Annotated in this window: 27 protein-coding genes, 1 tRNA gene and 1 pseudogene; 15 read left to right on the plus strand and 14 right to left on the minus strand. The window is 60.9% G+C overall.

Annotated features, from left to right (window positions below; genetic code table 11):
* Window positions 1-5 precede the first annotated feature (5 nt).
* Window positions 6-1,010, minus strand: a complete 1,005-nt coding sequence (gene ftrA, locus USDA257_RS19625) for a transcriptional regulator FtrA (RefSeq protein ID WP_014764709.1) — start codon at window positions 1,008-1,010, stop codon at window positions 6-8.
* A gap of 64 nt (window positions 1,011-1,074) precedes the next feature.
* Between ftrA and USDA257_RS19630 the strand changes: the two genes are divergently transcribed.
* Window positions 1,075-1,476: a rhodanese-like domain-containing protein gene (locus tag USDA257_RS19630; protein WP_014764710.1), complete on the plus strand. Its 402-nt coding sequence runs from the start codon at window positions 1,075-1,077 to the stop codon at window positions 1,474-1,476.
* A 38-nt stretch (window positions 1,477-1,514) separates the two neighbouring features.
* Complete coding sequence (locus tag USDA257_RS19635; RefSeq protein WP_223843346.1) at window positions 1,515-1,949, plus strand: GNAT family N-acetyltransferase; 435 nt, start codon at window positions 1,515-1,517, stop codon at window positions 1,947-1,949.
* A 105-nt stretch (window positions 1,950-2,054) separates the two neighbouring features.
* Here USDA257_RS19635 and USDA257_RS19640 read toward each other — a convergent pair.
* The 5 genes and pseudogenes from USDA257_RS19640 to metG form a co-directional block, all read right to left on the minus strand.
* Window positions 2,055-3,055 (minus strand): annotated as a pseudogene (locus USDA257_RS19640) (IS30 family transposase).
* 283 nt (window positions 3,056-3,338) lie between these two features.
* Window positions 3,339-4,766 (minus strand): ISNCY family transposase, encoded by a 1,428-nt coding sequence (locus tag USDA257_RS19645; protein ID WP_014764713.1) that lies wholly within the window; start codon window positions 4,764-4,766, stop codon window positions 3,339-3,341.
* A gap of 249 nt (window positions 4,767-5,015) precedes the next feature.
* Window positions 5,016-5,852: an MBL fold metallo-hydrolase gene (locus tag USDA257_RS19650; RefSeq protein WP_014764714.1), complete on the minus strand. Its 837-nt coding sequence runs from the start codon at window positions 5,850-5,852 to the stop codon at window positions 5,016-5,018.
* Between the two features lies 1 nt (window position 5,853).
* Entirely contained in the window at window positions 5,854-6,633 is a 780-nt protein-coding gene (locus USDA257_RS19655) for a TatD family hydrolase (protein ID WP_014764715.1), read from the minus strand.
* A gap of 14 nt (window positions 6,634-6,647) precedes the next feature.
* Window positions 6,648-8,198 (minus strand): methionine--tRNA ligase, encoded by a 1,551-nt coding sequence (gene metG, locus USDA257_RS19660; protein ID WP_014764716.1) that lies wholly within the window; start codon window positions 8,196-8,198, stop codon window positions 6,648-6,650.
* A 177-nt stretch (window positions 8,199-8,375) separates the two neighbouring features.
* Between metG and USDA257_RS19665 the strand changes: the two genes are divergently transcribed.
* Window positions 8,376-8,681 carry a MazG nucleotide pyrophosphohydrolase domain-containing protein gene (locus USDA257_RS19665; RefSeq protein ID WP_014764717.1) on the plus strand — a complete coding sequence of 102 codons (306 nt, stop codon included), beginning with the start codon at window positions 8,376-8,378 and terminating at the stop codon, window positions 8,679-8,681.
* Here USDA257_RS19665 and USDA257_RS19670 read toward each other — a convergent pair.
* The 4 genes from USDA257_RS19670 to USDA257_RS19685 all read right to left on the minus strand — a co-directional run bounded on the left by USDA257_RS19670 (window position 8,676) and on the right by USDA257_RS19685 (window position 12,717).
* Entirely contained in the window at window positions 8,676-9,707 is a 1,032-nt protein-coding gene (locus USDA257_RS19670; RefSeq protein WP_014764718.1) for a DNA polymerase III subunit delta', read from the minus strand. The two genes, USDA257_RS19665 and USDA257_RS19670, sit on opposite strands and share 6 nt — an antisense overlap.
* A complete protein-coding gene (tmk, locus tag USDA257_RS19675; protein WP_014764719.1) occupies window positions 9,704-10,408 on the minus strand; it encodes a dTMP kinase in 705 nt (234 codons plus the stop codon). Before tmk ends, USDA257_RS19670 begins: the two co-directional genes overlap by 4 nt.
* Window positions 10,409-10,464: 56 nt before the next feature.
* Window positions 10,465-11,619: a D-alanyl-D-alanine carboxypeptidase family protein gene (locus USDA257_RS19680; RefSeq protein ID WP_014764720.1), complete on the minus strand. Its 1,155-nt coding sequence runs from the start codon at window positions 11,617-11,619 to the stop codon at window positions 10,465-10,467.
* A gap of 66 nt (window positions 11,620-11,685) precedes the next feature.
* Window positions 11,686-12,717, minus strand: coding sequence for a septal ring lytic transglycosylase RlpA family protein (locus USDA257_RS19685; RefSeq protein WP_041415450.1), 1,032 nt, complete (start codon window positions 12,715-12,717; stop codon window positions 11,686-11,688).
* A gap of 289 nt (window positions 12,718-13,006) precedes the next feature.
* Between USDA257_RS19685 and USDA257_RS19690 the strand changes: the two genes are divergently transcribed.
* Window positions 13,007-13,096, plus strand: a tRNA-Ser gene (locus USDA257_RS19690).
* A gap of 1,083 nt (window positions 13,097-14,179) precedes the next feature.
* On the opposite strand, the gene USDA257_RS37985 is transcribed toward USDA257_RS19690, so the two are convergent.
* Complete coding sequence (locus USDA257_RS37985; protein ID WP_080605820.1) at window positions 14,180-14,479, minus strand: hypothetical protein; 300 nt, start codon at window positions 14,477-14,479, stop codon at window positions 14,180-14,182.
* Window positions 14,480-14,652: 173 nt separating this feature from the next.
* Here USDA257_RS37985 and USDA257_RS19700 point away from each other — a divergent pair, with 173 nt between their 5' ends.
* Window positions 14,653-14,895, plus strand: coding sequence for a membrane protein (locus USDA257_RS19700; RefSeq protein ID WP_041414439.1), 243 nt, complete (start codon window positions 14,653-14,655; stop codon window positions 14,893-14,895).
* On the opposite strand, the gene USDA257_RS34355 is transcribed toward USDA257_RS19700, so the two are convergent.
* Together USDA257_RS34355 and USDA257_RS19710 are read right to left on the minus strand one after the other, a co-directional pair.
* Window positions 14,816-15,256, minus strand: coding sequence for an HNH endonuclease (locus USDA257_RS34355; protein ID WP_080605642.1), 441 nt, complete (start codon window positions 15,254-15,256; stop codon window positions 14,816-14,818). The genes USDA257_RS19700 and USDA257_RS34355 overlap by 80 nt on opposite strands.
* Window positions 15,165-15,479, minus strand: a complete 315-nt coding sequence (locus USDA257_RS19710) for a DUF1476 domain-containing protein (protein WP_014764722.1) — start codon at window positions 15,477-15,479, stop codon at window positions 15,165-15,167. Before USDA257_RS19710 ends, USDA257_RS34355 begins: the two co-directional genes overlap by 92 nt.
* 224 nt (window positions 15,480-15,703) lie before the next feature.
* Between USDA257_RS19710 and purC the strand changes: the two genes are divergently transcribed.
* The 4 genes from purC to USDA257_RS19730 all read left to right on the plus strand — a co-directional run bounded on the left by purC (window position 15,704) and on the right by USDA257_RS19730 (window position 18,003).
* Window positions 15,704-16,468: a phosphoribosylaminoimidazolesuccinocarboxamide synthase gene (purC, locus tag USDA257_RS19715; protein ID WP_012708153.1), complete on the plus strand. Its 765-nt coding sequence runs from the start codon at window positions 15,704-15,706 to the stop codon at window positions 16,466-16,468.
* Between the two features lie 33 nt (window positions 16,469-16,501).
* Window positions 16,502-16,744 carry a phosphoribosylformylglycinamidine synthase subunit PurS gene (purS, locus tag USDA257_RS19720; protein WP_012708154.1) on the plus strand — a complete coding sequence of 81 codons (243 nt, stop codon included), beginning with the start codon at window positions 16,502-16,504 and terminating at the stop codon, window positions 16,742-16,744.
* A gap of 126 nt (window positions 16,745-16,870) precedes the next feature.
* A complete protein-coding gene (gene purQ, locus USDA257_RS19725) occupies window positions 16,871-17,542 on the plus strand; it encodes a phosphoribosylformylglycinamidine synthase subunit PurQ (protein WP_014764724.1) in 672 nt (223 codons plus the stop codon).
* 53 nt (window positions 17,543-17,595) lie between these two features.
* Window positions 17,596-18,003, plus strand: coding sequence for a hypothetical protein (locus USDA257_RS19730; protein ID WP_014764725.1), 408 nt, complete (start codon window positions 17,596-17,598; stop codon window positions 18,001-18,003).
* Window positions 18,004-18,054: 51 nt separating this feature from the next.
* Here the strand turns inward: USDA257_RS19730 and USDA257_RS37400 are convergent, their stop codons facing one another.
* Window positions 18,055-18,372 (minus strand): DUF1127 domain-containing protein, encoded by a 318-nt coding sequence (locus USDA257_RS37400; protein WP_041414440.1) that lies wholly within the window; start codon window positions 18,370-18,372, stop codon window positions 18,055-18,057.
* On the opposite strand from USDA257_RS37400, the gene USDA257_RS19740 reads away from it, so the two are divergent.
* The 6 genes from USDA257_RS19740 to grxD all read left to right on the plus strand — a co-directional run bounded on the left by USDA257_RS19740 (window position 18,371) and on the right by grxD (window position 24,071).
* Entirely contained in the window at window positions 18,371-19,792 is a 1,422-nt protein-coding gene (locus USDA257_RS19740) for an aminotransferase-like domain-containing protein (protein ID WP_014764726.1), read from the plus strand. The genes USDA257_RS37400 and USDA257_RS19740 overlap by 2 nt on opposite strands.
* Before the next feature lie 89 nt (window positions 19,793-19,881).
* Entirely contained in the window at window positions 19,882-20,469 is a 588-nt protein-coding gene (locus USDA257_RS19745) for an acyloxyacyl hydrolase (protein WP_014764727.1), read from the plus strand.
* Between the two features lie 291 nt (window positions 20,470-20,760).
* Window positions 20,761-22,992, plus strand: a complete 2,232-nt coding sequence (gene purL / locus USDA257_RS19750; protein WP_014764728.1) for a phosphoribosylformylglycinamidine synthase subunit PurL — start codon at window positions 20,761-20,763, stop codon at window positions 22,990-22,992.
* 122 nt (window positions 22,993-23,114) lie between these two features.
* Window positions 23,115-23,348, plus strand: a complete 234-nt coding sequence (locus tag USDA257_RS19755) for a BolA/IbaG family iron-sulfur metabolism protein (protein ID WP_014328481.1) — start codon at window positions 23,115-23,117, stop codon at window positions 23,346-23,348.
* 6 nt (window positions 23,349-23,354) lie between these two features.
* Window positions 23,355-23,600 (plus strand): hypothetical protein, encoded by a 246-nt coding sequence (locus USDA257_RS19760; protein ID WP_014764729.1) that lies wholly within the window; start codon window positions 23,355-23,357, stop codon window positions 23,598-23,600.
* 135 nt (window positions 23,601-23,735) lie between these two features.
* Complete coding sequence (grxD, locus tag USDA257_RS19765; RefSeq protein WP_014764730.1) at window positions 23,736-24,071, plus strand: Grx4 family monothiol glutaredoxin; 336 nt, start codon at window positions 23,736-23,738, stop codon at window positions 24,069-24,071.
* Window positions 24,072-24,186 lie beyond the last annotated feature (115 nt).

Consider the following 24,186-nt stretch of genomic DNA (forward strand, 5'->3'; position numbering starts at 1 on the left):
ACACCTTAAGCCGATGCGATCTGTTTATCGGGCGCTTCGATCATAAAACGTGCGCGATATTCACTTGGGCTAATACCGACTTTCTTTCGAAAGTGATGCCGAAGCGTATGAGAGCTTCCGAAACCCACTGTCATCGCTACCGCCTCCATTCTTGCGTTGCCTTGGCACAGCAAACGCTTCGCTTCGTTGACGCGTTCGGCGGCGACCCAATCCCCTGGGGTCTGTCCCGTGGCTTCAGAAAACCGGCGTAGAAATGTTCGCGTGCTCATCCGGGTTTCATGTGCCATTCGCTCGACGCTCCAGTTGTTCGTGAGATCGGCACGTATTCTGTCCAGAAGCGGGGCGATTTCCAGCCCTTCCCGGATCGGAACAGGACGCTCAAGAAACTGCGCCTGCCCCCCTGTTCGGTGCGCGGGCATCACGAGACGTCTAGCGACGGAGTTCGCTGCAACCGCCCCGAAATCCTGCCTGACGATCTCGATCAGGAGGTCGATCCCGGCCGCGCTACCCGCTGACGTGTGGATGCGATCATGCGCACGATAGAGCGACGCGTCATCGACCTCGATATCGGGATAATGTTCGCGGAGCTTGTCAGCGTAGCGCCAGTGCGTCGTTGCTGTCCCACCCGAAAGCAGACCTGTCGCGGCCAGAACAAATGCGCCGGAACATATTGACGCGAGCCGGGCTCCGCGCATGTGAGCGGCACGAAGCTGCTGGCATAGTGTCTTTGGAACGGGAACGTCGGCGCCCTTCCAACCCGGAACGACAACGATGTCGGCTTGCTCGATGACCTCTGGTCCATGGTCCGCCACGATCAGCAAACCGCCATGGGCGCGCATCGGTCCTTCATCGACCGCGCAACTCGCAAAGCGATACCATTCTGATCCCATTTCTGGTCGAGAGAGCCCGAAGATTTCGGCGACGATGCCGAATTCGAAGGTGCAAAGGCCATCGTAAAGAAGGGCGACAACGAGTGGTCCGGTGAGGTTTGGCATAATCTTTACGTACATTGTCATTCACGCCAATTGCAAGCGTGGCGGCAAATCGTAGACAGAGAGAACAAAGGAGACCGATATGACCACATCCGTTACAGCTGTCCCGCCTGCACCGAGCGCGCTCGCCCGCGAACACTTCGCCGCTGAATTTGCCTTTGAATCCGATTGCTGGGACGTACACGAGGCCCTGGAGAAGGGTGCTGATTTCGTACTGCTCGATGTGCGTAGCCCAGCGATGTTTGCCAAAGGCCATGTGCCTGGCGCGATCAATCTTCCTCACGGCAAGATCGTCCGGTCGAAGATGAGCGTCTGGCCTGAGGATACGATATTCGTGACCTATTGCGCCGGCCCACATTGCAACGGTGCGGCACGTGGTGCTTTGCGTCTCGCTGAGTTGGGGCGCCCAGTCAAGATCATGGCCGGGGGCATCACCGGGTGGATCGATGAGGGTTTCAGGCTTGAAACGGTCGAAAACACATGACTCGAGTAAGGGGTGCTTTGCCGGAAGATGCCGCACAGTTGCTGGATTTGATCCGACAACATGCCCTCTTCGAGCGGGCGACCGCGCGCGTGACCGAAGCGGGGCTTGTCTCCATTCTTAGTACCGATAAGCCGCTTACACATCTTATCGTAGCCGAAGATGGAAAAAGTCTGATCGGCTATGCGGCAGTGACATTTGACTATGCATTGTGGACCGTTTGCCGCTTTGCTCACCTCGACTGCCTGTTCGTGCGCGAAACGGCGCGCGGACAGGGAATCGGAAAGCGTCTCTTTGAGCGCGCCTGCTTGCTGGCCGAGGAAGACGGTGCGGAACGGATAGAATGGCAAACGCCATCATGGAATCTGGATGCAATCCGATTTTACCAACGCGAGGGCGGCACAGGTCAACCAAAGATACGTTTCAGCAGGCATGTCAACCAACCGGAAGGATCTGGTGGTTCCGGCCGACATTAAGAAGGCATACCTAACCGATTTTTCGGTGGCCGTCGCCGAACGACGAAACGAAGGGCCGTGGGGAATCTAATCCAAGTGCAACATTGACGTGTGAAGGGTAGGGCACTACGCGCATTCGCGCAAATGCGCCATGAACACCTCGGCTGGTGTCCGATAGCCAGGCACTTCCTGGGCAGCGAATTTAGATGGTGGGCAAGGGCGAAAAGCTGCTGCTGGCTGACAGCGGATAGGTCCGTATCGCTCGGCACAAAGCGGCGGATGCGCTTATTGGTGTTCTCGACCGCACCTTTCTGCCACGGTGAATTTGGATCGCAGAACCAGCTCTTGGCGCCGATCCCATCTTCCAAAGCCCTGAAACCGCGAAACTCGGTACCACGGTCGAAGGTGAAGCCCTGCCGGGCAAAGGCGGGTAGCGGTGAGAAGGCATCGACGATCTTGTCGATGAGCGGCCGAGAGTGGCGGCTGCCATTCTTGATCATCACCGTGTAGCGGCTTTTGCGCTCGACCAGCGAGGTGACATTGGCTTCACCGAGGTCGCGCCGGAAGATCAGGAGATCGCCTTCCCAATGTCCGAACTGCGAGCGATCGGCAATAAAATCAGGACGTTGGCTGATCCTGCAATCAAACGGGATCGAGCCGTCGCGGGGCTTGCGGGAGCGGCGTGGGCGGCGCTTACGGCGGCCTTCCGGCAGATGCTGATAAAGCTCCCGCGCATCATCTTCCTTGCAATAGATGAAGCGGTAGATCGTCTCGGTGCAGACACGGACCGCGCTCACACCGTCGGCAAGCAGGCGGCCGGCGATCTGCTCCGGCGACCAAAGTGCCTTCAGTCGATCGATAATCAGCTCACGCAGCTGCGGGTGGCGCCTGAGCTTGCGCAGACGTCGCCGACGCTCCTTGGAGAGGTCGTTGGCGATGCCACTGTAATAGCCGCTGTATTCGGGAAACTCGGCATCATGAAAGGTGTTGCGCTTCAGCTCGCGGTAGATCGTCGAGCGATGGCGCCCGAGTTGCCGGGCGATCTCACCGACAGGAACCTTGCGTTCCATGAGCTGATGCAAACGTCGGCGATCGGGAAGGGCGAGCTGCGAATAGCACTGCGACATACAAAAACTCCAAGGGACAAGCCATTGTTTTATTGGCATGTCGCACTTGGAAATAGAATGCACCCCCGCTACACACAATGTCACAGCTATTTAAAGATGAGACAAAGTAGTCAACTTAGAAATGCGACACCATCTTATTCCTTAGTACTGCGTTTGCAAGTTGCTATATTTACCAAGTACGAAGGCGCAAGCCGCCGACCGGGTGGAGCTGGTCAGGGTTGCATAGCCCGGTCGGCGGCGGATGGCTCCAGCTGCAAGATAAACTTTAGCTTGGACATCCCGATCACTCCGCCGCTTTCAGCTGCGCAAGGGCTTGCTGGCGTCGGGCGATGACCACCGGATCCTTGGTAAAATCCGTCTTGCGGCCAGGCTTCGTGCCGCGCTTTTGGTAGCCATTGCTCTGACTGCCGTCGCGAATGCCGAACATATGGTCCGTCTGGCCGGTGCGACGCGGCCCGCCCTTGCTGCGCTGTTGCTCTCGTCCGGCCTGCATCCCGGCCACCAGCGCCAGCATGTCATCAAGGCGCTTGTTCTCAACCACCTCGGAGCGGTGCACCGAGCGCAGCGTGTCGAAGGTTCTGTAGGGCAGGGACGTCCCCTCATGGGTGATCTCGAGGCGACCATCGGGATAGTCGCAGACAATGACCTTCTGGCCGGCCAGCGCCGTGGCGAAATCCGTCGGATCGAGGATGAACATCACCTTGTCATAGCGCAGCGTCAGCGACTGCGACAGCTTGCGGATCTCCTTGCGGCACATGGCGCCATCGAGGTTCTCATGCGCGGCAAACGGCCGATGCATGTCCTTCGGATTGCGCGGCGCCTTGCCAAAGCGACGATTGAAGTCGGCCATGAACGCCGGCGCATAGGCATTGGCCGCCGCGATCGTGTCGATGCCGCGCAGCCGCAGTTCCTTGACGAGGCGATCCTGCAGCGTCTGGTTGGCGCGCTCGACGCGGCCTTTGGCCTGCGGGGTATTGGCGCAGATGATGTCGATGTTGAGTTCATAAAGGGCCCGGCCGAACTGCGTCAGGCCACTGGTTCTGTCCTTCTTGGAAGCATGGGTGGTGCGGAAGATGCCATGCTTGTCGCTGTAGAAGGCGATCGGCTTGCCCCATTGCTGCAGGTAGGCCTTCGTCGCGTGCAGATAGTCGAAGGTGCTCTCCGAGGCAGCAAAGCGTAAGTGCAACAGCTTGCCGGTGGCATCGTCGATGTAGACGAGCAGGGCGCATTTGGGACCGCGGTTCTCGAACCACCAATGAAGCGAGCCATCGATCTGGACCAGTTCGCCGAAACAATCGCGCCGGCCGCGCGGCTGGAAAACCCGCTTCTTGCGCTCGCGTCGCGACACCCAGATGCCGGCTTCCATCATCCACTGACGCAGCGTCTCCTTGCTGACGGAAATCCGGTGGCGTTCGAGCAGCTTCTCGGCGGCCAACGTCGGTCCGAAATCCACGTAATGCTCACGCACCAGGTCGAGCACCAGGTTGCGGAAATCCTCGCTGTGGCACCGGTTGCTCGGCCGGCCGCGCTTCTTCGAGACGAGACCGTCGGCGCCGACCAGGTCATAGGCCTGCAACAGCCGATGCACCTGACTGCGACTGAGACGAAGCAACTCGGCCGCCTGGACGACGCTCAGGCTACCACCGCGAATCCGCTGGATCAGTTCAAGACGATGCAATTCCTTCTGCGACATGGTGATCAAACAAGACATGACGACTCCGAACGCTCATGGTCTCAACCACGCTTCACGTCGCCAGTCTTCCTTCCAAACGTTGACGTTTGACCAGCCTCCCAAGAGGCGACGACTGTCGCATCTCTAACTGGCTCATATGTCGCATCTCTAAAATGCCGCTACACAACAAGATCGCATAAGATAGATTATGGAACATGCAATACGTGGCTAGGGGCCGCATGTCCCAATCTAAATCAACATCTTGCAGGCAAATTCTGTCAGCGGACTTTAGGCTTCTTCCGCCGATGGCATATCGATCTCGAACTCCAGCCGCATCATGTCGTAGGCCGGCTCGACATGCTCCGGCGTCTCGTCGAGCACAACGTCGTAATCCAATGGCACATGCATGTGGGTCAGCACCGCGCGCTTCGGCTGCAACCGTTCGATCCAGCCAAGCGACTGCACCAGCGACAGATGACTTGGATGAAATTTGTACTGCAGCGTGTCGAGGACAAGCAGATCGAGCCCACTGAGCTTGTCGACGGTTTCGGCCGGAAAGTCGCTGACGTCGCTGCAATAGGCAAAATTGCCGATGCGGAAGCCGAGCGAATGGATATTGCCGTGGAACTGCAACAACGGCTGGAATGCAATCGGCCCGCCGGCGCCTTGAACGGTAAACGGTGGAAGATCTTCCGGCATGACGTGCGGCTCGACGATCGGCGGATAGCCGCTTCCAGGCGGCGATTCCAGACAGTACCGAAATCCGTCGCGAATCCGCCCCATGGTAAAGGCGTCTGCCCAGATCGGCACACGCTTGCGATTCTCGATAACGAAGCCGCGCAGGTCGTCGATCCCGTGCAGATGGTCCGCGTGGGCGTGGGTATAAAGCACGGCATCGATGTGGCGGACATTGGCCGCCACCATCTGGGTACGGAAATCCGGCCCCGTATCGACGACCACGGTCGTCTTGCCGCCGTCCGGTGCGATTTGCTCCACGAGCAGAGCGGCCCTCGAGCGACGATTCCGCGGGTTTGACGGATCGCAGGCGCCCCAATCGCCAGTGATGCGCGGCACCCCGGGCGACGAGCCGCAACCCAGGATCGTAAAGACGCGCCGGAACGCCATGTCAAAGCCTCGGCATCTTAGCGAAGATCCGAAGGGCGTTTTCCGTGGTGATCTCCGCGATCTCCTCCTTCGAGACGCCGATCGTTTCGGCGAGCACTTCGGCCGTGTGCGCAACATAGCCCGGCTCGTTGCGCTTGCCGCGGAAAGGCTTCGGCGCCAGATAGGGCGCATCCGTCTCGACAAGCAGCCGATCGCGTGGAACCGTTTTGGCGATGTCCCTCAGTTCCTGCGACTTCGGAAAGGTGAGAATTCCGGAAAAGGAGACGTAGCCGCCGAGTTCGACGCCGATACGCGCCAGTTCGGCTCCAGACGAAAAGCAATGGAGAAGAAAAGGAAAGGCACCCTTCCCGGCTTCCTCCGTCAGGATCGCGGCCATGTCGTCGTCCGCCGACCGGCTGTGAATGACGAGCGGCAAGCCGGTTTCACGAGCCGCCGTTATGTGGCGTCGCAAGCCTTCCGCCTGGGCATCGCGCGGCGCGTTGTCATAGAAATAATCGAGCCCCGCTTCACCGATCGCAACGACCTTCGGATGCGCCGACAGGCGGACGAGATCCTCCGTCGTGACGTCCAGTTCTTCGTCGGCGTTGTGCGGATGCGTGCCGACCGAGCAGAAGACGTTCTCATATTCCTCGGCGATCGCCAAAATCGTCTCGAACCGTTTCACACGGGTCGAGATTGTCACCATCTGGGTCACGCCTGCCTGCCGGGCGCGCTCGATGATCGCGTCGCGCTCAGCGTCGAAGTCCGGAAAATCCAGATGGCAATGCGTGTCGATCAGCATGGGTTCGCTCTCGCTTACGCTTCCGGCGCGACGTAACGCGGGAAGACCGGCTTCGGCGCCTCGAGCGGCGTTCCGGGCACCAGACGGCCGGCCTCGCCGAGCTCGGCGAAACTGCGCTTTTCCGCAGGAACTGCCAGCAGGTCCAAGAGCTTACCGGCCGAGTCCGGCATGAAGGGTTGCAGAAGGATCGCGATCTGACGCACGACCTCCGCCGTTGCGTAGAGGACGGTCGCCATACGCTCCGGATCGGTCTTCTTCAGCGCCCAGGGCTCCTGGCCCGCGAAATAGCGATCCGTCTCGGAAACGACGGCGATGATCGCGGCAAGCGCGCGGTGGATGAGCTGTTTGTCCATTTCCTCGCGCGTCGCCTGGAGTAGCGAGTCAGCGGCAGCGAGCATTGCGCTATCCTCTTCCGTCAGCGCTCCGCACGCCGGGATCTGGCCGTCGCAGTTCTTAACGATCATCGATAGCGAGCGGCTGGCCAGATTGCCGATCCCGTTGGCGAGGTCGGAGTTGATTCGGGTCGCGATCCCCTCCTCGCTGTAGCTGCCGTCCTGGCCGAAGGAGACTTCCCGCAGGAAGAAATAGCGGATCTGATCGAGGCCGAAATGCTCGACGAGGTTGAACGGATCGACCACGTTGCCGAGCGACTTCGACATCTTCTCGCCCTTGTTGAGCAGAAAGCCGTGCGCGAAGACGCGCTTCGGCAGCGGCAGTCCGGCCGACATCAGGAAGGCCGGCCAATAGACGGCATGAAAGCGAATGATGTCCTTGCCGATGACGTGGATATTTGCCGGCCAGAACTTTGCTCGCGGCCCTGATGGATCGGTCAGATAGCCCGTCGCGGTGACATAGTTCGTCAGCGCATCCACCCAGACATACATGACATGGGAAGGATCGTTCGGGACACGGATGCCCCAATCGAACGTCGTGCGCGAGACCGACAGATCCTTCAGGCCCGACTTGACGAAGGAGATGACCTCATTTCGCCGCTCGGCCGGGCCGATGAAATCCGGGTTCTCCTCGTAATGCTTCAGGAGCTTTTCCTGATAGGCCGACAGGCGGAAGAAGTAGCTTTCCTCCTCCACCCACTCGACCGGCGTTCCCTGAGGCCCGTAGCGCACGCCGTCGCCGCGCAGTTCCGTCTCCTTTTCCTGGTAGTAGGCCTCGTCGCGGACGGAGTACCAACCGGCATAGGAATCCTTGTAGAGATCGCCCGCCTCGCCCATGCGGATCCAGATCGCCTGCGATGCCTCGTGATGTCGCTTCTCCGTTGTGCGGATGAAGTCGTCATTCGATGCGTTAAGCAGCTCGGCCATCTTTTCGAACTCGGCAGAGTTGCGGTCAGCGAGCTCCTGCGGCGAGATGCCTTCCTTCCGCGCCGTCTGCTGCATCTTCTGGCCGTGTTCGTCCGTGCCGGTCAGGAAGAAGACCTCGCGCCCGTCCAGCCTCTGATAGCGCGCCATGGCATCCGTCGCGATCAACTCATAGGCATGACCGATATGCGGTTTGCCGTTGGGATAGGAAATCGCGGTGGTGATGTAAAACGGGGACGTGTCTCTCATGGCGGACTTCGACTTACCTCGGATCGGAAACTACCGCTGCTATTAGCGCATCGCCTTTAGGTAGGGAACCGCCGCGCCAGAAAAAGCCTCACCGACAAGTGTGCCGCTTTCTTCCGCGGACGTTGACATCTGCGGCCATCAGGAACAAAACAGAAACACGGAAAAAGGGGAAATGCCGTGCTAAGCGACCTCAAGGACAAATTCGAGAAGGCTTCGGCCGCCTATGCGGCCGAGCACGCGATCATTCGCGATCCGGATTGGTACATTCTGAAGCTGCAGGAAGAGCTGGGTGAGCTCACACAGGCATGGAACAAAGCGAGCGGTCGCGGCCGAAAGCGCGGCGCGCCGATCGAGGAACTGCGCCGGTCGCTTGCGGATGAAACAGCCGATCTCCTCGGCCACGTCCTGCTCTTTGCGCACAACAACGGTATCGACCTTGCCGCGGCGATCGAGCGGAAGTGGAAATTCAGGCCGGCCCTATAAGGCGTCCTTCAGATCATCGAGCAGTGACAGGATCGTCTGCTTGCGATCGAGATTGTACGCGTCGCTTAAATTCAGGCGCTCGGTAAAACTGCTGGAGAGCCTTGCAAAGCGCTCGGCGCGGCCGATGTCGCCGGCAATCGCCGCCTCGCGCGCCAGTCGCATCACACGCCCCATGAGGAGCGACGAGAAGAAGTCGTAGATCGTTTCGCCATCCTTCGCCGAAAGGATATCGGCAAGCTTGTGCATCTGCTTGCGGACAGCTGGCCCCTGCCCTCTAATGACGTCCTCGAAGGCGGCGGCGATATCGACGCCGCCATAGTTGATCAGCTTCAGCGCCTCCGAAACGCTGCCGCTCGCCGCGGCAACGATCGCATCGGCGTTCGGACCCGTCATTTCGAATCCCAGATGGGTGAGCGCCAGGCGCATGGAGTCGGCCTCGAGCGGCTTCAGCCGCAGCGGCAGACAACGCGAACGGATCGTCGGCAGCAGCTTGCCCGGCGCGTGCGTCAGCACCAGGAAGAGCGAGCGGCGCGGCGGTTCCTCGAGAATCTTCAGAATGGCGTTGGCCGCATTGCGGTTGAGGTCGTCGGCAGGGTCGATGATGACGATGCGCCAGTTCCCCGTTCCCGATGTCTGCCCGAAGAACTTTCCGGCGCGCCGGACCTCGTCCACAGTAATTGCCCCTTTCGCCCTGCCCGTCTTCTCATCGACGGGGCGCGTCAGATGCAACAGGTTGTGCGACGCGCCGGAGGCAAGCTGGCGCGTGACGATCGAAGTCGGAACGGGGTCTGCGAGGTGCTCCGGCGCCTGCGCAGGTTCCGGATGGCTGAGCACATGGTTGGCGAATCGGAAGGCGAGCGTCGCCTTTCCAATGCCTTCCGGACCCTCGATGAGGATCGCATGGTGACCCTTGCCGGACCTGTAGCTCTGCGCCAGAAAGGCTTCGGCATCCCGATGGCCGAAAAGCTTGCTGTTTTCGACGGGAGCGACTGCCCCTTCGAGCACGCCGGGACGTTCCATCGTCATGACGCCGCTTCCACCCTGGACGGTTGCGGTTCGCCATCGTCCGGCAGCAGCGCTTCCACGTGCCTCAGCACTTCTGCGGCGATCACTTCCGGCGGACGCGTCGCGTCGACGACACGGCACCGTTCCGGATCGGCCTCGGCAATATCCAGGAAGGCCTCCCGGCGTTTCTCGTGCGTCTCCAGCTGCTCCTTCTCGAACCGGTCAGGCCCCTCATTGGCGGAACGGCGCCGGGCGCGTTCGAGCCCGACCTCTGCCGGCAGGTCGAAGATGATCGTCCGATCGGGAGTGACGCCGTTGACGGCGACGCGCTCGAGCGTTTCGACGAAGCCCGGCTCGAGATTGCCGGTGACCCCCTGGTAGACGCGGGAGGAATCCATGAAGCGATCGCAAAGGACGATCCTTCCCTGCTGCAAGGCGGGCCGGATGACTTGCTCGACATGATCGCTGCGCGCCGCCGCGAAGAGAATCGCTTCCATGCGAATGCCGAAGGGCTCCGCCGCGCCTGACAGCAGGACGTGTCGAACCGCCTCCGCGCCGATGGAGCCACCGGGCTCCCGGGTGGTCAGCACGTCATAGCCTCGGGCACTGAGCGAATCGGCAAGAAGGCGCATCTGGGTCGACTTTCCCGCCCCTTCTCCACCCTCGAATGTTACGAACAAACCCTTTGTTGGCGACACAAGTTCTTCCAGATCGGCGTGCATATCGGTTCTGTTTAGCCGATTGATCTGACGGAAGGAACCGCCAAGCGCCGCATTTGTCACAGCCAGAAGAACAGGAGTTCCTGAAGCGCATCGAGCGCACGGCTAGTGAGCGTGCCGGGTTCTACCGCCTCGGCCGTTTTGACCGGAACTTCCCTCAGCAGCTTGTCGCCGTTCCAGAGTTTGACGACGCCCACTTGCTGACCGGCCGCCACCGGCGCTGCCAGTGGCCATTTATAGACGATCCTCGCCGTCAGCCGTTCCGGATTGTTGACCGGAAGCAGCAAATCGACCGGGCCGGCGGCAACCAGCGAGACACGAGACGCTGCGCCGCCATAGACGCTCGCTTCGCCGATCGTTTCGCCATTGGAGAAAATGCGCCTTTTCTCGAAGTTCGTCATCGCCCAGTCGAGTACCCGGCGACTTTCTTCCGTCCGCTCCTTGTCGGTTTCGAGGCCGCCCATCGCCAGATAGACCCGGCGGTCGCCGCGCTGCATCGATGCGGCAAGCGAGAAGCCGAAGCCCTCCGCAAACCCCGTCGCCAGCCCGTCGACACCGACATTGGCGGCAATCAACGGGTTCTTGTTGCGCTGCAGGATCTTGTTCCATTCGAATTCCGGCTGCGCGTAGAGGCGATAGAAATCCGTATGCGCCTCGCGCAGATGGCGCGATAGCGCCACGAGTTCGCGCATCGTGATCCTGTTTCCCGGATCCGGGAGGCCGGTTGCGTTCTTGAAGGTCGCAACCGGCATACCAAGTTCGCGCGCACGTGCCGTCATCCGCTCGGCGAAGGCAGCCTCGCTGCCGGCCAGGCCCTCGGCGAGGATGATGCAGGCGTCATTCGCCAAGTGAACGATTGCACCTTGAACGAGGTCCGCAACGCGGATCTGGGATTTGATAGCAGCAAACATTGTGGACGTGCCGGAGGGCGCGCCGCCCGTGCGCCAGGCATGTTCGGAGACCGGGAAAACCGTCTCGGGCGTCAGTTCCCCTTTGTCCAGAGCCTCGAAGACCACCTCCATGGCCATCAGCTTGGCAAGCGAGGCGGGCGGTACGGGCTCATCTTCGCCGCGGGCAAAGAGCACGGTCCCGGTTTCCGCGTCGATGAGATAGATCTGCTTCGCCTTCGTATCGAAGGCCGGCGTTTGCGCCGCCGCCTCCCCCTGAGCAATCGCGGCCAGGATGCCCACGATCGCGAACCACTTCATGCGCATGAGAAACTCCGGTTTCTACACGGGCATAGCAGCGCAGACACCCCCGTTCAACCGGCGTCAACAGGATCAAATGGCGCCTTGCTGCCGCTTTGCATAGGCAAGGATCGACTCGGGCGTCAGCGGATTGGGGTCGACCATGATCGCTTCGAACGGCGAGGCCTTGTCGCTGACCCGCACTTCGACATAGGCCGCAGCATAGGCCAAGGTGCCGTCCGGCAGCGGGATCAATTCCGGTCTCTCGGTCGGGATCGGCCCGATCTCCGGCAGCAGCACGAACTCGGTCATCGAACGCGGCGTCGGAAAGCCTTGCGCCGGCGCGGCAAGGGCATTCACCGGGACTCCCGTGTCGAGCCGCGATTTGGCTGGGACAGTGACGGTGCCGAGGTCTTGCACCTGATTGCGCAACGGCTCGTTCGATGCGACCATGACACCCGTCGCGATCTGTCCTTCCGGCCTCACACCCGGGCTGCGATCGCCTTTGGTGACATAGGACGCCATAAGATAAGGCATGTCGTTGCCCTCGAGAGGTGCCCGGCCGACATATTGAACGCGGACCTTGGCACTTCCCTTGCGCTTGATGTCGAGCATGTCCGCCGTCTTCGACGATACATCGATGATCCGGCCGTATTCATAGGGACCGCGATCATTGACACGCACGATAACCGAAGTGCCGTTCTCCATATTGGTGACGCGGGCATAGCTCGGCAGCGGGAAAGTCGGGTGCGCGGCCGAGAGGTGATACTTGTCGTAGACTTCGCCGTTAGCGGTCATGCGACCGTGAAAGGCCGACCCGTACCAGGACGCGACACCGGTCTTGTTATAGCCGAAATCCTCTTTCGGCTGATACCATCTGCCCTTGACCTGATAGGCTTTGCCCACCTGATAGCGGCCGCCGCCCTTGGGGATGTTGCGGCCGGTGGCGACCCGGGGGCTGGCTTTGACCCCATAGACGGATTCGGCGAAGTACTCCGTGCTTCGCGACTTAGTCGTCTTGACACTGGATGCCGATCCGCAAGCGGCAAGTGCCGCGCACAGTAATGGAACGGCTGCGAGCCGTATTCCCCCCGCAAGGTATGCCGCTTTTCTATCGGAAGTCATCTGTCCCACAAGATCATTCGCAAAGCCGCACTCGAAACAATCCGCACGAGCCCCCGCGGACATTTCGATGTTCCAAAAAAGAACAATCGAGTAATCATGACAACAACAAGGCGAAATTGCGAATTGGATGGCGAAGACGCGATGCAAATCTCGCGTTATGGTTTATAAAGAGTAAAGCGCCGAAGCGGCACGCCGGCCAATGCCACCCCTGCGCAGTCCAATAAAATCATGCCGCCGCGCATCCTAAATCTTGCAAAGGCTTCCTGCTTCGGGCAATAACGCGCTGCCCGGAGGAGTGGCCGAGCGGTTTAAGGCACCGGTCTTGAAAACCGGCGTGCGTGAAAGCGTACCGTGGGTTCGAATCCCACCTCCTCCGCCATTTCCTCATTTTTGCCTCCCCTGCCCCATTTCTCAAATCGAGTACAAGGCGCATTATCGCCCCCGCCATGAAGGGGAAGGATCACAGCGAGCCGCCAACCGATTGCCGGGCCAGCGCTCAACGGCAAGCTCGGCAACATGAGCCCACGGCCATGACCCGCGAACCGCCGACAGCCGAGCAGATAGCCGGGATGATCGGCGAAATCCGCCGGCACGGTTTAGGACCGGCGGCGATAGCGCGCGAGGCGGGGATATCGAGGGATATTTATAGGATTGAGCAGGGCAACTCCGCGCGACCTCTTACGAAACCGTGCGCAAGCTTGAGGCGCTGCGGGATAGGGTATCGGCGAGCAACGATAACAGAATGCTCCGTGCTTACTAAACTTCATCAAAGTCACCCTCGTTGTCCTCAAGAGTAGCCTCAAGGCGTTGGAGCCTCGTGGCGACCCAAGGGTCCTCAGGCCTTGCACCTGCCAGACGTCGGATCGTTGTGTGCACAATACAAGCATCAAAGAGTTCATCGAGCGAGGTTCGCTTTGCTCTGTAGCCTGGCGGCATAAACAAAGCTGCCAACGTTGAGAGTGCCTCCAGAAAGTCGAGCTGCGCCGTGAGCGCGGTGCGCAATTCGCCGTCTCAGCGATCCGTGTTTGAAATCACGCAAATCGCTTCCACGTTTGGCAACCGCCTGACCGCCGTGCGCCGTCCAGCACCGCATCTCGATACCGAGGTAGCTCGCGGGAGAGCAAGGCTTGGGTTTCCTGCCGATCGAACACCTCGTTTCCTCTCGCAGGAGAGTGTTTTGCTGGGCCGTGAGCGAAGAGATGTTTGCGCAAGATCCACGGAACCAAGACGAGATCTCCGGCGGCTATCAAGGCTTCGATTGCGGCTCTAAGCCTAGCAACATGTTCGCTGTTGCGGTGCCCAAACCGGTACAAAGCAGCCCGCCGCGTCGTCGGCCAGCATATTCGTTGCGTCGCGGCCGACCAACCAATCTGTCTGTCTCAAAGGAATGTTGCACTTCAATTTAGCAGACCGATAAAAATCGCCCGAATACGGACACGGCAAGCGCCAGCGCGTACAGCCGCTAGAAGTTAAAGTAGATGGTGACGCCCGATCGCCGGTGGTAGCGGTGATAGTGGCGGTAGTTGGAGTACCCGTAATGGCGAGGGTAGCAGTGACCGTAATATCGGCAAGAACGGCGCGCGTAACGTCTATTCCAGTGACGTTCCGCGCGCCAATGGCGGTGACGTCGGTGATTGACTTGCTCGACGGCGTCAGCCTGCACTTGCGCGGGTTTCGGCACGAAAATGGGTGCGGCGCTTAGCGGCAAGGCAAAAGACGCGGCCAGAATTGTGGCTGTGAGGGCCGATAAGAGCTTACTCATCATGGTATCCTCCTCGGTGGCTATCAGAGTGCGCCAGGGAGGCTGAACTGCGGATGAACGGCTGCTCTTGAGGTTGACCTGCTGCGAGCAATGCGGCGTGCGGGGTCGGTGTGCTGATATCCGGAACCTCCCCGCCCGTTGTCGGTTCCTCCTTTCTCAACAGGAGAAACAACATGGCCAACGACGAACTGAGCGCCGGCTTCACCGGGACGCCGACCGAACCGCCCACTGGTGTCCGAAAGGTAGCGAAGACAGCCACCGACGCAGTGAGCCGCGAAGCAAACGCTGTGGTGGTCGGGGCCGCGGATCACCCATACACCGCAACTGGCTTGGCGCTCACAGTCGGCCTCGCCTTCGCGATCGGTTATGTTTTGGGCCGATCGTCAGTCGACAACGGGCGGAGTTACTGGCGATAGACGCCGCGCGAGACAAAAAGAGTACGGCGGGCCGGCGCGCTGCTTGTGTAGGCGCAAGTTGTGCTCGCGCCGGCCATAGGCAACTCAGAAATCGCCAGAGAATCTCGAAAAACTCACCTCGCCGCCAGGTCGTGTATGTCAACCAATCCATCGCGCCACGTTCTCTGTTGCAGCGGAGGCACGCGAGCGCAACGTTGTCGCGGCGCTTGCTTCCTCCCTCAGCGCGCCGCTCGAGGTGCTCGATCGTCTCAGCGTCGAGTGGCAGGAGCCTAGCTGTTCTGGACTTGCTCGATCGCCTGCGCCAGAAATTCCAGCATACGAACGCGGATCTCGCCTTCCGACTGAGGCACTCCGGCCGCATCGAAGTCAGCCTTGATCTTGCGCACGACATCTTCGTGGCCCGCTTCCTCGAAATCGGCGGCAATGACGTCCCGGGCATAGGCTTCCGGGTCCGACTTATTCAGGAGACCTGCGGCCCAAAGGCCGAGCTGCCTGTTGCGCCGTGCCAAGGCCTTGAACCTCAACTCTTCGTCCAGCGCAAACTTCGCCTCGAAGGCCTTCTCGCGATCCTGCATCGTCGTCATCAATCGGTCTCCCTGAAGTTCCTAGCGAGCATTCTCGCACAATCCAGTGCGCGGGTGAAAGAGCTACGTGCTTTTTCGTCTTTGGTGACTTTCATGATACCCTAATCTAATTCGGGGGACTGAAAGATACGCCGATTGTGAAATGCGTTCTTTTCAGATATGGACCCGCTGAGAAAATTCCAAATGCGCGACCCAAGAGCGCCAACAACCACAGAGACAAGTCCATGAATCGTCGCCGCCGTATCTACGAGGGCAAGGCCAAGATCCTTTATGAGGGCCCGGAACCGGGCACGCTGATCCAGTTCTTCAAGGATGATGCGACCGCCTTCAACAAGAAGAAACATGACGTCATCGACGGCAAGGGCGTGCTCAACAACCGGATTTCCGAGTACATCTTCACCCATCTGAACAAGATCGGCATTCCGACTCACTTCATTCGCCGACTCAACATGCGCGAGCAACTGATCAAGGAAGTGGAGATCATTCCGCTCGAGATCGTCGTGCGCAACGTTGCCGCCGGCTCGCTCGCAAAGCGTCTCGGCATCGAGGAAGGCACGGTGCTGCCGCGCTCGATCATCGAGTTCTATTATAAGGCCGATGCGCTCGACGACCCGATGGTGTCGGAAGAGCACATCACCGCCTTCGGCTGGGCAAGCCCGCAGGAACTCGACGATATCATGGCGCTCGCCATCCGCATCAACGACTTCCTTTCCGGCCTTTTCCTCGGCGTCGGCATCCAGCTCGTCGACTTTAAGATCGAGTGCGGCCGCCTCTACGAAGGCGACATGATGCGCATCATCCTGGCCGATGAGATTTCGCCCGACAGCTGCCGCCTGTGGGACGTCGAAACCAAGGAAAAGATGGACAAGGATCGGTTCCGCCGAGACATGGGCGGGCTGGTCGAGGCCTATCAGGAAGTGGCCCGCCGTCTCGGCATCATCAACGAGAACGAGCCGCCGCGCGGTTCCGGCCCAGTGCTCGTCAAATAGTGATGCTGGTCAAGTAATTTTCGGAGATAGCAAGTGATCAAGGCACGCGTAACCGTGACGCTGAAGAATGGTGTTTTGGATCCGCAGGGCAAGGCCATCGAGGGGGCGCTGGGGGCGCTTGGCTTCGACGGCATCGGCCAGGTCCGCCAGGGCAAGGTGTTCGACCTGCAGCTCGAGACAGCGGACAAGGCCAAGGCCGAAGCAGAGCTCAAGGCCATGTGCGAAAAGCTGCTCGCCAACACCGTGATTGAAAACTACAGCATCTCCCTCGCCTGAGGGCGGGCATTTTGCGCCGGCGGCCTCGCACGGACAGTCATCCGTACGGTCCTCCGGCGTCTGCAATGCACTGAAAATCGCCTCACGCCGCAGAGGCCGCGGGGCCAAGGCAAGGTATCTACGCCCATGAAGTCAGCCGTCGTTCAGCTTCCAGGCCTCAACCGTGATCGCGACATGATCGCGGCGCTCACGAAGATCTCCGGCAAGGCTCCGGTGACCGTATGGCAGACCGAGACGGAAATTCCGGATGTCGACCTGATCGTCATTCCCGGCGGCTTTTCCTACGGTGACTACCTGCGCTGCGGTGCGATTGCCGCACGCATGCCGGTGATGCAGGCAATCAAATCCAAGGCCGAGCAAGGCGTGCGCGTCCTCGGCGTCTGCAACGGTTTCCAGATCCTCGTCGAAGCGGGTCTGCTGCCCGGCGCACTGATGCGCAATGCCTCGCTGAAATTCGTCTGCCGCGAGGTGAAGCTCGAAGTCGTCAATGCCGATACGGATTTCACGCGTGCCTATGCCGAGGGCCAGGTGATCCGCAGCCCTGTCGCGCACCACGACGGCAACTATTTCGCCGACGCCGAAACGTTGAAGGCGGTCGAGGGCAATGGCCAGGTCGTCTTCCGCTATACCGAGGACACCAATCCGAACGGCTCGATCAACGACATTGCCGGCGTGATGAACGACAGGGGCAATGTTCTTGGCATGATGCCGCATCCGGAAAACCTCATCGAGGTCGCCCATGGCGGCTCGGACGGTCGCGGCATCTTCGCCTCGGCGCTCGATGTAATCGCTGCTTAACCTTATCGCTGCTAGATGGCGGCATCGATCGTCCCCCGTGTCCGAGGCCGCCTATGCCATCCATGAACCGCAGACATTTCAACGCTCTTGGCTGCGCTGCCGCAAGCCTCCTGCTCGTCGCCGGCTGTCAATCCAATCCCCCGGCCTCCCCGCCCGCGAGTTCCGCCGCTTTGCCGACGATGGAGCGCATCGCGCTTGGCGCCAATGGCTGCTGGTTCAAGTCGGGCGACGCGGCCTTCAAGGCCTATCGTCTTGCGCCGGAACTCAACTCCTTCTCGGGCCGCCCGCGCATCCTGATCGTGCCACGCAAGTCGCCCGAGTCGCGCCCCCTCGCCGTCATCGAGGCCGAAGGGCACCCTGCCCGCCTGCAGGCTTTCGGCCCGCTTCTCAGCGAGCCGGTGGGCACACGGATTGCGTCGGACGTCCGGCGCTGGGCCGCCGGCGGCCAAGGCTGTGGTTAACTTAGACAAATCTCCCGCGTCCCCGCCTAGCCTTCGCTGTGTGCCGGGTGGCTAACGCCAGAACGGAATGGCGGCCTCTCGCCGGGCCTCCGCCTCGGTGACGCCGATATCCTTGAGCTGGTCGACGCTCAAATCGCCAAGCTCCAGACGGCTGCGCCTCTTGGCGGCTAAAGTGCAATAGGCACGCCAGAGCCGAGCCAGAATATTCTCGTCACCAGGCGAAGCCCGAAACGCGGAGTTCTTGGTCCTTTGCGGTGACAATCGGATTGTATCAATTGTACTCATTGCATTGACCTGTGTGCCGTTTAAGTCTTGTCTTGTTGTAATAATTGACAGGGCAATCGTGGCAATATAGATAATTGTCACCATGACAACTACTTGGCTTCCCGACATACAGCAGGGACACGGCCCGCTTTACGCGCGGATCGCCGACCAGATCGAGCAGGCGATCGGCAATGGGGCGCTGCCCGTCGGCACCAAGCTGCCGCCGCAACGCAACCTCGCCTTCGATATCGGGGTGACGATCGGCACGATTGGCCGGGCATACAATATCGTGCGGGAGCGCGGTCTCGTCAGTGGTGAGGTCGGCCGCGGCACCTATGTGCTCGATCATCCGGAGAGCAGACCGCCCGAACAGGCCGATCCGCTCACCACCTCGCTTGCCGGTACCCGGCCGATCGTCGCACCGCCCGGCAAGCTGCGCTTCGACAGTACGGCGGCGCCGGACATCGGTCAGGGTGACATACTGGCGAGATTGCTCGGCGACATTAGCCGGGAGCACCACGCGGACATCGCAAGCTATGCCCGGAATTTTCCGGATCATTGGTTCGAAGCGGGCGCGCAGTGGCTGGCGAGCGGTCGTTTCCGGCCCGCACCGGAATGCATCGTGCCGACGCTCGGCGCGCACGCCGCGGTCATCGCAGTTATTTCTGCCGTCACCTCGCCAGGCGACCGCATCGCCTTCGAGACCCTCACCTATTCGCAGGTGAGCCGCAGCGCCGGGCTGATCGGGCGCCGAATCACGTTGATGGCAAGCGACGAGTTCGGCTTGATACCGGAGGATTTCGAGCGCGTCTGTGCCCAGCAGCATCCGAAGCTCGCATTCCTGATGCCCAGTGCGCAGAACCCAACGGTAGCAATCATGCCGTTCGAGCGGCGCCAGGCGGTCGCTGAGATCGCCAGGAAATACGGCGTCTGGCTGGTCGAGGACAATCTCTACGGTTCGATGACCGGTGACCCCATTCCGCTGCTTGCCGAACTCGCGCCAGAGCGGACCTTCCTCGTCGGCGGCCTGTCGAAGTCCGTCGCCGCCGGTGTGCGCGGCGGCTGGGTGGCCTGTCCGCCGCATTTCAGCCAGCGCATCCGCATCGCCCACAAGATGATCAGCGGCGGCCTCCCCTTCCTCCTTGCCGAGCTTTGCGCGCGGCTGGTCCTTTCGGGGGCCGCATCTTCATTGCGCGGTCGCGGCGTCGAGGAAATCGGCGAGCGCGTCGCCATGGCGCGGGAAATCTTCGCCGGCTTCGAGTTCAACTCCCATCCCAAGGTGCCCTTCCTCTGGCTGAAGCTGCCGGAGCCGTGGCTGTCGGGAACCTTCAAGCAGGCGGCACTCCAGGAAGGCGTGCTGATCGATGACGAGGACGAATTCAAGGCTGGCCGGGCCGATCGCGTCTTCCACCGCATCCGTATCGGCTTCTCCTCGCCGGCCAAGCGCGCCGACGTGGAAGCGGGATTCCACATCCTAAGACGCCTGCTCGACAGCGGCCGGACCGGCTACGACAGCTTCGATTGAATCCCTGGAAGACAGGTTTCGCGCAAGCGACGACGGTCTATAGTTCTTCGCATTCTGCGTGAGTCGATTCGTCTTTCCGAGGATTTTGCATGCTCTCTTCAACTTGGCTTGGGAGTCGGGATCGAGTCGTTCGCTCTACGGCTATCTCGGTACTGCTCGGATGCGCTTTAGCGACCTCCGTCCATGCGGAAGAGCCAATTTTCGATGAACTGCGTTTCGGTGCCACGACCTCCATCGGCGACGGCGACAATCAGGAAGACGGCGTCTTCCCGTCCGTCACGGTCTTTTTTGACCCATTTGGTGCGGACAATGCCGGCGGCTTTGTCGAAAAGGTCCTGCGGCCACGGGTGCACGCCGGAGCCTCGATCGCGACCGCGTCGAACGGCGTCAACCAGATCTATGGCGGCTTCAGCTGGGATGCCGATATCACCGAACGCTTCTTCGTCGAACTGGGCGCGGGCGCGACGGTCCACGACGGCGACCTCAACGACGATGGAGCGAGCGGACCGAAGCTCGGCTGCCGGCTGATGTTTCGCGAGTATGCCGCCGCCGGCTTTCGTTTCGACGACCACTGGAACCTTTCGGCAACCGTGGAACACTCCTCGAATGCCAATCTTTGCAACGGGCCCAACGACGGTCTGACCCGTGCGGGCCTGATGCTCGGCTACAAGTTCTAACAGCGGGAACGACGGAGTTTCCGGCCAGCAGTGCGTCGACCGGCCACCTGTTGATCTGCGGTATTTTTCTGTCGCGCCATGACGCAGCTTAGGCTAATAAGCCGCAAAGCGCCCCCACAGCGCCGGGCGTCTTATCAGACGCGCGAAGGTGCTGTAGCACTTTGAGTTGCTGCCTGTTTTGTCCTTGCATCGGCTACGATTAAGGAAACATGCAGTGTGTCTGTTGCGGTTCGCACGCGCCGTGTCCCTGTCGGAAGGGGTGCGGGCCGCCCGAAGGATTGACGGTCGACGATGACGATTTCCAACACCCGCCCCATCACCCCGGACCTCATCGCCTCGCATGGGCTGAAGCCCGACGAATACGAGCGCATTCTGAATCTCATCGGGCGCGAACCGACCTTCACCGAGCTCGGCATTTTCTCGGCGATGTGGAACGAGCACTGCTCGTACAAGTCCTCGAAAAAATGGCTCAGGACGCTTCCGACCAAGGGTCCGCGCGTCATTCAGGGGCCCGGCGAGAACGCCGGCGTCGTCGATATCGATGACGGCGACTGCGTCGTCTTCAAGATGGAGAGCCACAACCATCCTTCCTATATCGAGCCGTACCAGGGCGCGGCGACCGGCGTCGGCGGCATCCTGCGCGACGTCTTCACCATGGGCGCGCGTCCGATCGCCGCCATGAACGCGCTTCGCTTCGGCTCACCGGATCATCCGAAGACCCGCCACCTTGTTTCCGGGGTCGTTGCCGGTGTCGGCGGCTACGGAAATTCCTTCGGGGTGCCGACCGTCGGCGGCGAGGTTGAGTTCGACGCGCGCTATAATGGCAACATCCTCGTCAACGCCTTTGCGGCCGGCCTCGCGAAGAGCGATGCGATCTTCTATTCGAAGGCGGAAGGTGTCGGCCTCCCCGTCGTCTATCTCGGCGCCAAGACGGGCCGCGACGGCGTCGGCGGCGCGACCATGGCGTCGGCCGAATTCGACGAGTCGATCGAGGAGAAGCGCCCGACCGTGCAGGTCGGCGACCCCTTCACCGAGAAATGCCTGCTCGAGGCCTGCCTCGAACTGATGCAGACCGGCGCCGTCATCGCGATCCAGGACATGGGCGCGGCGGGTCTCACCTGCTCGGCCGTCGAGATGGGCGCCAAGGGCGATCTCGGCATCGAACTCGACCTCGACAAGGTGCCGGTGCGCGAGGAGCGCATGACTGCCTACGAAATGATGCTTTCCGAAAGCCAGGAGCGCATGCTGATGGTGCTGCGCCCGGAAAAGGAAGAGGAAGCCAAGGCGATCTTCGTCAAGTGGGGCCTCGATTTCGCAATCGTCGGCAAGACGACCGACGACCTGCGCTTCCGCATCCTGCATCAGGGCGAGGAAGTGGCGAACCTGCCGATCAAGGACCTGGGCGACGAGGCTCCGGAATATGACCGCCCCTGGAGCCCGGCCAAGAGCCCCTCGCCGCTTGCCACCAACGACATTCCCGAGACCGATGTCGCCGAAGCGCTTCTGAAGCTGGCGGGTTCTGCCAACAACTCCTCGCGCCGCTGGGTCTACGAGCAATACGATACGCTGATCCAGGGCAATTCGCTGCAACTGCCGGGCGGCGACGCCGGAGTGGTCCGCGTCGACGGCCATGCGACGAAGGCGCTCGCCTTCTCCTCCGACGTCACGCCGCGCTATGTCGAGGCCGATCCTTTCGAAGGCGGCAAGCAGGCCGTCGCCGAGTGCTGGCGCAACCTCACGGCAACCGGTGCGCTGCCGCTCGCTGCAACGGACAATCTGAACTTTGGCAACCCCGAGCGGCCGGAAATCATGAGTCAGTTCGTGCACGCGATCAAAGGCATCGGCGAAGCCTGCCGCGCTCTCGATTTTCCGATCGTTTCCGGCAACGTGTCGCTCTACAACGAGACGAACGGTCAGGCGATTCTGCCGACCCCGACCATCGGCGGCGTCGGCCTGATCGGCGATTGGGCAAAGATGGCACGCATCCGCTTTGCAGCCGCCGACGAGGTGATCCTCGTTGCCGGAGCGCCGGAAGGCTGGGGAACCCATATCGCCCAGTCGGTCTACATGCGTGATATCCACGGCCGCACCGATGGCCCGGCGCCACATGTCGATCTGGCGCATGAGCGCAAGGTTGGCGACTTCGTTCGCGGCCTGATTGCGGACGGGCTGGTCACGGCCGTGCATGACTGCTCTTCGGGTGGCCTGGCCCTTGCCGTCGCGGAAATGGCGATGGCCTCCGGGATCGGCGCGACGATTGAAGCGCCCGCTGGACACGATCCGATTGCGGCCTTCTACGGGGAAGACCAGGGCCGCTATGTCGTGACCGTTACGCCCGGGAAGCTCGAGACGGTCGCCGCACGGGCGAGAGACGCTGGCGTGACCTTGCCGGACATCGGCACGACCGGCGGCGACACGGTGAAGCTCGGCGATGCGAAGGCGGTCTCCGTCGAGGAATTACGCTCGGCCCATGAAGCCTGGTTCCCCACTTACATGGGCGGCGATCTCGCTCCCGACAATTGAGGGATTGGCGGTTCGAAGGGGGCAAATCATGATTTGCCTTCCGCCCCTGAATCGTGGTTCCCTTGAAGTCACGAGCGGTGGCAGCGCCGCCACAGAAAAATAACAAAGGGAGTTGGCATGTCATGCCCATGACACCAGGCGATATCGAAGACATGATCAAGGCCGGGATCCCCGGCGCCAAGGTCACGATCCGCGATTTGGCCGGTGACGGCGACCACTATGCCGCCGAAGTCGTGGCCGAAGCGTTTCGTGGCAAGACCCGCGTGCAGCAGCACCAGATGGTCTACAACGCTCTAAAGGGCAATATGGGCGGCATACTCCATGCGCTCGCCCTACAGACCAGCGCGCCGGAGTGAGCCTGTATGGCGGATCTGATCAAGGAGCTCGTCAGCGGCATCGTTGACAGCGCGCTGAAGGAGATTCTGAAAAAGACCGGCGCCAGGAAAGCCTCAACGCGGCGGGCGAAGCGTCGGACCCGGAAGACCGTTTCGGGCGGTGGCATCCTCGAGGAGATCATCGAGGCTGCGATCCGCAGACCGGCAAGGAAACAGGTCAGCCGCCGCCGCACGGCTGCGTCCCGAAGCAAAGTGCGCCGCCGCTCCGCCTGAGGGAGTGGTTCGCGAGCCGCATTTTGAGGACCATCAATATTTCTTGAGATTGGGTGGTGAAAATCGCGCCCGCGCATGCTATCTAAGCTGCAAAACGACATCCGGTCCTTGAAGCCGGCCAGGAAGGAAGACGATATGAGCGGAATTCAAGATTTCATCGCCAACGAAGTCAAGACGAACGACGTCGTTCTCTTCATGAAGGGCACGCCGCAGTTTCCGCAGTGTGGTTTCTCCGGCCAGGTGGTGCAAATTCTCGACTACATCGGCGTCGACTACAAGGGCATCAACGTGCTCGCCGATGCAGACCTGCGCCAGGGCATCAAGGATTACTCCAACTGGCCGACCATTCCGCAGCTCTATGTGAAGGGCGAATTCGTCGGCGGTTGCGACATCGTGCGCGAGATGTTCCAGGCGGGCGAGTTGCAGGAGCATCTTCAGGGACAGGGAATTTCCGTAAAGGGCGCCGCGTAAGGCCGCTAGTACCGAACAACTCTCGGAAAAGGCGGGCTGACCGCCTTTTTTGATTCCGGGATTATATGTCTCTCGGCTAATTTTCGACGTGCTCCAGGACCAGGCGGAGAAATTC

The organism is Sinorhizobium fredii USDA 257 (assembly GCF_000265205.3).
GTDB lineage: Bacteria > Pseudomonadota > Alphaproteobacteria > Rhizobiales > Rhizobiaceae > Sinorhizobium > Sinorhizobium fredii_B.

What these genes read in the sequence shown, in the direction of transcription:
- ftrA (WP_014764709.1), bottom strand. Translation starts at nt 1,010, where the DNA reads ATGTACGTAAAGATTATGCCAAACCTCACCGGACCACTCGTTGTCGCC.
- USDA257_RS19630 (WP_014764710.1), top strand. Translation starts at nt 1,075, where the DNA reads ATGACCACATCCGTTACAGCTGTCCCGCCTGCACCGAGCGCGCTCGCC.
- USDA257_RS19645 (WP_014764713.1), bottom strand. Translation starts at nt 4,766, where the DNA reads ATGTCTTGTTTGATCACCATGTCGCAGAAGGAATTGCATCGTCTTGAA.
- USDA257_RS19650 (WP_014764714.1), bottom strand. Translation starts at nt 5,852, where the DNA reads ATGGCGTTCCGGCGCGTCTTTACGATCCTGGGTTGCGGCTCGTCGCCC.
- USDA257_RS19655 (WP_014764715.1), bottom strand. Translation starts at nt 6,633, where the DNA reads ATGCTGATCGACACGCATTGCCATCTGGATTTTCCGGACTTCGACGCT.
- metG (WP_014764716.1), bottom strand. Translation starts at nt 8,198, where the DNA reads ATGAGAGACACGTCCCCGTTTTACATCACCACCGCGATTTCCTATCCC.
- USDA257_RS19670 (WP_014764718.1), bottom strand. Translation starts at nt 9,707, where the DNA reads ATGACGATGGAACGTCCCGGCGTGCTCGAAGGGGCAGTCGCTCCCGTC.
- tmk (WP_014764719.1), bottom strand. Translation starts at nt 10,408, where the DNA reads ATGCACGCCGATCTGGAAGAACTTGTGTCGCCAACAAAGGGTTTGTTC.
- USDA257_RS19680 (WP_014764720.1), bottom strand. Translation starts at nt 11,619, where the DNA reads ATGCGCATGAAGTGGTTCGCGATCGTGGGCATCCTGGCCGCGATTGCT.
- USDA257_RS19685 (WP_041415450.1), bottom strand. Translation starts at nt 12,717, where the DNA reads ATGACTTCCGATAGAAAAGCGGCATACCTTGCGGGGGGAATACGGCTC.
- USDA257_RS37985 (WP_080605820.1), bottom strand. Translation starts at nt 14,479, where the DNA reads ATGAGTAAGCTCTTATCGGCCCTCACAGCCACAATTCTGGCCGCGTCT.
- USDA257_RS19700 (WP_041414439.1), top strand. Translation starts at nt 14,653, where the DNA reads ATGGCCAACGACGAACTGAGCGCCGGCTTCACCGGGACGCCGACCGAA.
- USDA257_RS34355 (WP_080605642.1), bottom strand. Translation starts at nt 15,256, where the DNA reads ATGCGGCCGGAGTGCCTCAGTCGGAAGGCGAGATCCGCGTTCGTATGC.
- USDA257_RS19710 (WP_014764722.1), bottom strand. Translation starts at nt 15,479, where the DNA reads ATGACGACGATGCAGGATCGCGAGAAGGCCTTCGAGGCGAAGTTTGCG.
- purC (WP_012708153.1), top strand. Translation starts at nt 15,704, where the DNA reads ATGAATCGTCGCCGCCGTATCTACGAGGGCAAGGCCAAGATCCTTTAT.
- purQ (WP_014764724.1), top strand. Translation starts at nt 16,871, where the DNA reads ATGAAGTCAGCCGTCGTTCAGCTTCCAGGCCTCAACCGTGATCGCGAC.
- USDA257_RS19730 (WP_014764725.1), top strand. Translation starts at nt 17,596, where the DNA reads ATGCCATCCATGAACCGCAGACATTTCAACGCTCTTGGCTGCGCTGCC.
- USDA257_RS19740 (WP_014764726.1), top strand. Translation starts at nt 18,371, where the DNA reads ATGACAACTACTTGGCTTCCCGACATACAGCAGGGACACGGCCCGCTT.
- USDA257_RS37400 (WP_041414440.1), bottom strand. Translation starts at nt 18,372, where the DNA reads ATGGTGACAATTATCTATATTGCCACGATTGCCCTGTCAATTATTACA.
- USDA257_RS19745 (WP_014764727.1), top strand. Translation starts at nt 19,882, where the DNA reads ATGCTCTCTTCAACTTGGCTTGGGAGTCGGGATCGAGTCGTTCGCTCT.
- purL (WP_014764728.1), top strand. Translation starts at nt 20,761, where the DNA reads ATGACGATTTCCAACACCCGCCCCATCACCCCGGACCTCATCGCCTCG.
- USDA257_RS19755 (WP_014328481.1), top strand. Translation starts at nt 23,115, where the DNA reads ATGCCCATGACACCAGGCGATATCGAAGACATGATCAAGGCCGGGATC.
- USDA257_RS19760 (WP_014764729.1), top strand. Translation starts at nt 23,355, where the DNA reads ATGGCGGATCTGATCAAGGAGCTCGTCAGCGGCATCGTTGACAGCGCG.
- grxD (WP_014764730.1), top strand. Translation starts at nt 23,736, where the DNA reads ATGAGCGGAATTCAAGATTTCATCGCCAACGAAGTCAAGACGAACGAC.